Raw genomic sequence first — 6,940 nt, 5'->3', positions numbered from 1 at the left:
GGGGGAAACCCCCAACTACCATCGGCGCTGAAGAGCTTAACTTCCGTGTTCGGCATGGGAACGGGTGTGACCTCTTCGCCTTAATCACCAGACTTACTAAGAACAAAATTTATTATATACCCTTTATATGATTAAATACAAGTGGAAATATTTTCTTATTCAAAGACTCCTGAATACACAACGGATCACTATATTTATTACTAAAGAAAATAGTTGTTGATGTGTTAGGTCAATAAAAACAAATTGTTTTCAGACCTTTGTAAGATTACATCATAATAATCTTATACATAAAAGTTAGTTCAATGGATATACAAAGTCCACTCTTTTCCTTTATACTTGTATTGAAAGCAACTAATATTAGTTAATGGAGGGAAAAGGATGGGGAAAGAAACTAAACCGAATGAACCGATAGTTACGCATATTTTTACTGCAGACCCTTCTGCACATGTTTTTGAAGGAAAGCTTTATATTTACCCCTCACATGACCTTGATCATGATGGTCCTTCAAATGATAATGGTGACCAATATAAAATGGAGGATTATCATGTTTTATCATTGGAAGATCTTAATGGTCCATGCGTAGATCATGGTGAAGCCCTACACTTAAAAGATATTCCTTGGGCAAGTAAACAGCTTTGGGCACCGGATGCTGCTTTTAAAAACAATACGTATTACTTGTTTTTCCCCGCAAGAGATAAAGATGGTATTTTTAGAATTGGTGTAGCATCTAGTTCTCATCCTGCTGGGCCATTTACAGCTGAGAAAGATTACATACCGGGTAGCTTCAGTATAGATCCTGCTGTATTAGTGGATGTAGATTCAAAATCCTATATTTATTTCGGTGGTCTATGGGGAGGACAGTTGGAAAAGTGGCAAACTAGAATATTCCTTTCAGATGCTGAAGGACCAAAACCATCTGAACCTGCTTTGGGGCCAATAGTAGCTGAGTTAAGTGACGATATGCTCACCTTTAAAAGTGAGCCTCAGGAAATATCAATTATAGATGAACTTGGAAATCCAATTCTTGCGGGTGATGAAGACCGTAGATTTTTTGAAGGTCCATGGGTTCATAAATACAATGGGCTATATTATCTTTCCTATTCCACAGGTACGACACATAAAATTGTATACGCTGTAAGTGAAAATCCTCAAGGACCATTCGTTTTTAAAGGGACAATTCTTACACCTGTCAGTGGTTGGACGACACATCATTCAATTGTAGAGTTTAACAACAAGTGGTATCTGTTCTACCATGACTGCTCACTATCAGGTGGCGTGGACCATAAGCGCTCTGTAAAATTTAGTGAGCTTACCTATAACGAAGACGGTACGATTCAAACGATTAACCCTTATGGTGAAAAATAAAGCAAAAAGGTCTGGCCCTCACTTTTCGGGTCAGACTCTTTGCAGTTATAGCTTATCCCTCTTGTACCTCCCATTGCTCTTTTATTAAAAACACGCCAATCAAGCCTACTATGGAAAAAATCACTGGGATGATAAAGCCATAGTGGTATCCAGCATTTAAATTCCCTGATACCTCAAAAAAATCCAATACTTTTCCAAAAAAGCTTGGTAGTAATACAGCACTTAAGAATCCACCCGTATTAGCAAACCCTGATACAATGCCTGACTCTTTTATAGGAAAAGATTGGCGAACGGCAGCAAATGTTAAGGCATTTGCCCCATATGATACCCCTATAATAAAGAATAGAGTTGTTAGCAAGACAAATGGTGGGTTTCCGTTAAAAAACAGAAAGATTGACCAACTAAGTAATAGTAAGAGATGAACAACAATGTAAGGCCTTTTTATCATCTCTAACCGACTGGAAATCCAGCCTGCTAAAGGAGCACCGATAAGGGCACCGATTAAGCCAAGCATGATTAGAAGACTGGCATCTGACCTTGTCATTCCATATACGGTCATCCCAAAGGGAACTCCCCAGGAACTGATAAATCCAACATACGTACCAACAATCCCAAAGTGACACATGAATAAAGCCCATGCCTGTCGATTTGAAAATATTCTTTTTAGTAAAACGAATGTCTTTTCGCGCTTTTTTTCAAGTTTACTAAAGACCGGTTGATTCGGCTTTTTTACAAGTACAATATAAAGGAGTATGCCACATAAACAGAGCAGTAGTCCTGTAGAAAAAAACGCAGCTCTCCACCCCAACTTGTCAATCAATATAGCAAAAGGAAATGTCGCTAAAAGGAAGCCAAGGCTCCCTGTCATGGCTGCTATCCCAATGAGCTTTGTGAATTCCTTTGCATTAAACCATAGGCTTAGAATCAACACCATATTGACCCATATTGTTGCATCTCCAACTCCAGTCAAGATTCTTGCAATAAACAGAACAAGTTCATGTGTTCCAAGACTGTAGATGATCGTACCTATCCCTGTTAGGAAAGCACCTATAATTAGAAAAAAATTAGGACCAAATCGGTCAGCCAGTAACCCCATTGGAATTTGCAAGCCTGTGTACACAAAAAATTGGATGCTTGTTAGTAACCCTATGGTTGTTGCTGTTACACTAAAATCAAGCATGACTTGGTCCGTAATCAAACCCGGAGCTGTTCGTTGGCTCGACATCAAAATATAAGTAAACAATACAGAAGCAAATACAACCCATCTAAACCGACTATTTTGTTTATCCATGTAGATCTACTCCTGTTAGACTTTTAATCTATATATATGGAAGTTTAGTGATGATAGGAACATTTATTTATAATAATCCGCAAACAAAAAGCCCAGATAAATCAACGTTATCTGGGCTTTTTAAACTAAAATTATTTATGTGTCTTCTTCAATTACAATCTTAAAAGCAATTCTCTAATAACGAATCCTAGTACTAGTCCGTAAAAAAATTGTTTTAATAACATAAATCGTATTTGTCTTACTAAGACTGATTTGTTCATTATTCTTTGGAATTCGGCCAATTTTTTTCATCTCTAACTCAATCTCTTTCTCTAGCCCTCTGTGTATCTCTAACATTCTTTTGCACTGTTATGGCTGCAAATAAACTAAGAACAAATGCCATCGCATAAAAGCCCTTTTCACTTAAAACAATGCTTCCTGCATTATATAAACCGATGGCCATTAAAGAAATAGATGTAATCAGTGCAAACCAGCTAATACCATAGTAAATACTTGTAACTGGTATCCCCTCTTCTTTATCTCTAACTGCTTTTTGTAAGGATACCGCTGCATAAAGCCCAAAAACTAAAACTGCAAAGTAATACCCTTTTTCGTTTAGTTCCATCGATGCGTTGAACAACCCAATAAGGTAAGATGTAACTCCTATTAATAATGCAGCCCAAGAAGCACCTTTAAAGGCTGCAGTTGGCTCTCCGTCTTTCCTTTCCACTTTTACCTTAGAATCGTTTGGTTTTCCTTTATCTAATACAACCTCATTTTCATTAGACATTGAATATTTTGCCTCCATCTTCCAATTAACATTTTTTATCAATTTTACCATATAAGTCTAATTTACTGTTATCTATTTTTTCCTTACAAAGCATTAAAAAAAGAGCATTAATCTGTGATTAACACCCCTATCCCTACTTAAATTTAGTTGGCATTACTTTTTAACCAATTCATAACCGATAACCGTTTGCGAAGTACTCTACTGTTTCCAGCTCGTCTTCATTTAGCTCTCTATCTAAGCTTTGTTTATACTCTAACTTTATTTTCTCTCTATCACCCTTATATTTTTCAGTATAGATTCCTATGGTTTTTAACATCTGAACTTCTTTCAAAAATTCGTCTCTACTAATAGGTTTCCAGTGTGAGAGTATATATATTTGTGCATCGAATTTTTCAAGTTCTTCTATTAATGCTAGTGTTCTTCCAGTTGTATAGTTTCTCTTTGAAGAATAGATGTCCGGATAAATACAATCACTTAAAAATAATATTTTTTCTTCCTTAATATAAACGACAACGGAATCTTGAGAATGATCGCCTCCTACATGTTTTACCAAACAAGTCACGTTACCAAGATTTATTTCAAGTTGCTTATCAAACGTTAGGGAAGGTAATTGGATATGAATATTCCTTTGATCACCAAATTCTTTTTTAATACAAGTAGCACAAAAATCTATTTCTACGCCTTCTTTCACTCGCTCATCCAAGGCCTTGTCTGTCCATTTGTAGGAGGTCATTTTCTCGATTTCTTTTTTTGTCTCAGAAGAGGATATAGATAGCACATTCTTTAATGCAGAGAGTCCAAATATATGGTCCCAATGCCAATGTGTGATTACCATTAAATCTGGTCTTGATAGATTATGCTTTTTTAACATCTCTAAAAACAAGTTTGCATGTGATTCAGAATTCCCAGCATCTATCATCAAAGTCCTATCTTTCCCCACTACCATTCCTAAAATTGGTCGGTCTGTCTCTGAAACGGGTGTCATATACCAAAATGAACTTCCAATTCTTTTTAATTCCTGCATAGTTATATCCTCCCATCATTGCTCTGTATAAGAATAAAGAGACCAATAAAAGTTATGACTTGGTCTCTTTCTCCTTTCTTACCTATTAAACTCCTATTTTCGAGTGCTCTGTAAATTGAGTAACGCAATTTCTCCCGGTTTGTTTTGATTTGTATAAGGCTTTGTCAGCCATTTCCACCAATTCTTCAGGTGTATCCATTTCAGTACCTATAACTGTAGCACATCCAAGACTTACTGTTACATTATGATCTATTTTTGACTTTTTATGAGGAATATTTTCCGCTCTAATATTACTTCTTAAGTGCTCAGCAACAGTCATTGCTCCATCAACATCTGTTTCAGGAAGAATGACAACGAATTCTTCTCCACCATATCTGGCGACAAAATCTCTCGGTCTTTTCAACGTGGTAGTTAATAAGCTTGCTACTCTTCTTAAACAATCATCACCTTCTAAATGCCCATATTCATCATTGTATTTTTTAAAATAATCAATATCTAATAGAATAATAGATATTGGGATTCTCGTTCTTTTACTATTATTCCATTCCTCTGCTAGCTTTATATCAAAGTAGCGTCTATTCGGAATTTCTGTCAAGCCATCCAACATTGATAGTCTCTGCAGCATTTGGTTTGATTCCTCAAGTGCAATTGCTTGTTCTTGTCGGCTTGTTATATCTCTTGTTACTAGCAAAATACTTTCTAATTGATTATCGTTTCGAACAGCTTTAGCAACCGTTTCTAGCCAAATATAATCTTTATTTTTTGTTTGGTAACGATAGGTGATTGAAACAAATTCTTTTTGTAAATTAGCAAATTGCTGTTGGAGACTCATTATTTCTCCAATGTCATCTGGGTGAATATATTGGAATACGTTCTTTCCAACAAATTCTGTTACTGTATATCCAAACAACTTTTCACAAGCTGGTGAAATGTACCTGACAACTCCGTCACCTTCTAATATTGTAATTACGTCTTTTGAATTTTCCGTTATAAAGGTAAAGCGATCATGAGTTTCCTTTAGTTCTCTTTCAAGCCTCGTTTTCTCAGTTACATCTCGAAAGATAACTTGAATTGCCCCTTCATTATTGTAGCGAATATATTTACTAGTCGCCTCAATATCTAAATAACGACCTGTAGACGTTTTCATTTTAAATTCCAGGGTATTCGGGTCATGTTTCCCTTCATATAAGCCTTTTATATGATCTATTGTTTTTGGATGATACTCTGTTTGAATAAAATCAAAAATTGATTTCCCAACCAACTCATCGACAGAATATTTTCCTAATTTACTAGCTTGTTCATTGGCAAAAATGATTTTGTTATCTTTATGCACAATCATTGGGTTAGGCATATGTTTAACTAAATTACTAAAACGTTCCTTATTTTCTTTCAACGCATCTTCAATTACCTTACGCTCTGTAATATCCCTAGAAAGACAAATAATTTCCTTCTGTGAGCTCGGTGAGTCAGTCATTTGCTTAGATGTAGTTTCTAACCAAATGATTGTTCCATCTTTTCGTTTAAAGCGATATTCCACAGTATATGGACTTAAAGAGTTACTTACGGTTTTGTGAGATTCAGTAACTTTATTAAAATCTTCAGATAGGTGAAATTCAGTTGGGGTTTTCCCTATTAATTCCTTTTGATTGTATCCTAATATTGTTTCACATGAAGGAGATAAAAATTTAAAGGTACCATCTATATTGTGCGTAGATATAATATCGGTTGAATTATCAGCCATCATTTTATAATATTTCATGTTCCGTTGATTTACGTTTGATTTTCGAATATATTCAACGATTGAGTAGGAAAATAAGCCACCAACAATGGAAATTGGAATGTAATATAGTAAGGTCTTTTGAGAAACGGCCAGGTTAGCTATAAGTATTGTTAATGCGATTGAATTAGTAATAACAAAGGCACTGTTCATTAGGATGTATTTATAGATTTTTCGCATGTTAAATGTAGCAATATAGCCAATAATTCCACCCATAATAATGGCAATAGAACACCCTACTATAGATGCATTATTTATCCCAAACAAAAGGATCCTCATTGAACCAATAATAATTCCCGCTACTATAGCAGAAACAGGACCACCATAAACAGCTACAATAACTATTGCCAAATGCCTTAAATCTAAAATAACTGTTTCTGTTACTTGTATCGTGCTTAACATTAATAATGAACCTAAAATCCCTGCCCAAAGTCCGCCATACAATCTAGTTTTTAAAGTAGCATCTAAATCAAGTGGTTTATTTTCGAAAAACTTCCCTGCAATGAACAAAAGTGCAGCTGTAATAGCAAGGTTGTTTAATAGATCTATTGCCATATCATCCCTCATTTTATAACTATGTAATAAAGTCTTATTCTAAAATATAACATAAATCGACAATTTTCCACTTCAAAATTCATCCAAAGTTTGAAAAAAGGACACAAAAAAGGTACTAATCCCCAATAGGTCAGTACTTATTCCTTAACCATTGTATCA

At 35.2% G+C, this 6,940-nt stretch carries 5 protein-coding genes and 1 rRNA gene; 1 reads left to right on the top strand and 5 read right to left on the bottom strand.

The window, feature by feature from the left end:
- A 5S ribosomal RNA gene (rrf, locus tag J2Z26_RS04855) occupies positions 1–92 on the bottom strand; the annotation flags it as partial.
- Between the two features lie 286 nt (positions 93–378).
- Between rrf and J2Z26_RS04850 the strand changes: the two genes are divergently transcribed.
- Positions 379–1,365: a glycoside hydrolase family 43 protein gene (locus J2Z26_RS04850; RefSeq protein ID WP_193533983.1), complete on the top strand. Its 987-nt coding sequence runs from the start codon at positions 379–381 to the stop codon at positions 1,363–1,365.
- A 52-nt stretch (positions 1,366–1,417) separates the two neighbouring features.
- On the opposite strand, the gene J2Z26_RS04845 is transcribed toward J2Z26_RS04850, so the two are convergent.
- The 4 genes from J2Z26_RS04845 to J2Z26_RS04830 all read right to left on the bottom strand — a co-directional run bounded on the left by J2Z26_RS04845 (position 1,418) and on the right by J2Z26_RS04830 (position 6,781).
- Positions 1,418–2,656 carry an MFS transporter gene (locus tag J2Z26_RS04845; protein ID WP_193533982.1) on the bottom strand — a complete coding sequence of 413 codons (1,239 nt, stop codon included), beginning with the start codon at positions 2,654–2,656 and terminating at the stop codon, positions 1,418–1,420.
- A 298-nt stretch (positions 2,657–2,954) separates the two neighbouring features.
- A complete protein-coding gene (yiaA, locus tag J2Z26_RS04840) occupies positions 2,955–3,425 on the bottom strand; it encodes an inner membrane protein YiaA (RefSeq protein WP_193533981.1) in 471 nt (156 codons plus the stop codon).
- Between the two features lie 169 nt (positions 3,426–3,594).
- Positions 3,595–4,449, bottom strand: a complete 855-nt coding sequence (locus tag J2Z26_RS04835) for an MBL fold metallo-hydrolase (protein WP_193533980.1) — start codon at positions 4,447–4,449, stop codon at positions 3,595–3,597.
- Positions 4,450–4,534: 85 nt separating this feature from the next.
- The gene (locus J2Z26_RS04830; RefSeq protein ID WP_193533979.1) at positions 4,535–6,781 is read right to left on the bottom strand and encodes a PAS domain S-box protein; all 2,247 of its coding nucleotides are present in this window, start codon (positions 6,779–6,781) and stop codon (positions 4,535–4,537) included.
- Positions 6,782–6,940 lie beyond the last annotated feature (159 nt).

Origin of the sequence: Cytobacillus luteolus, assembly GCF_017873715.1 — a bacterium.
In the GTDB taxonomy this organism is placed as follows: domain Bacteria; phylum Bacillota; class Bacilli; order Bacillales; family Bacillaceae_L; genus Bacillus_BV; species Bacillus_BV luteola.
This window is presented reverse-complemented; position numbering and strand designations above follow the sequence as displayed.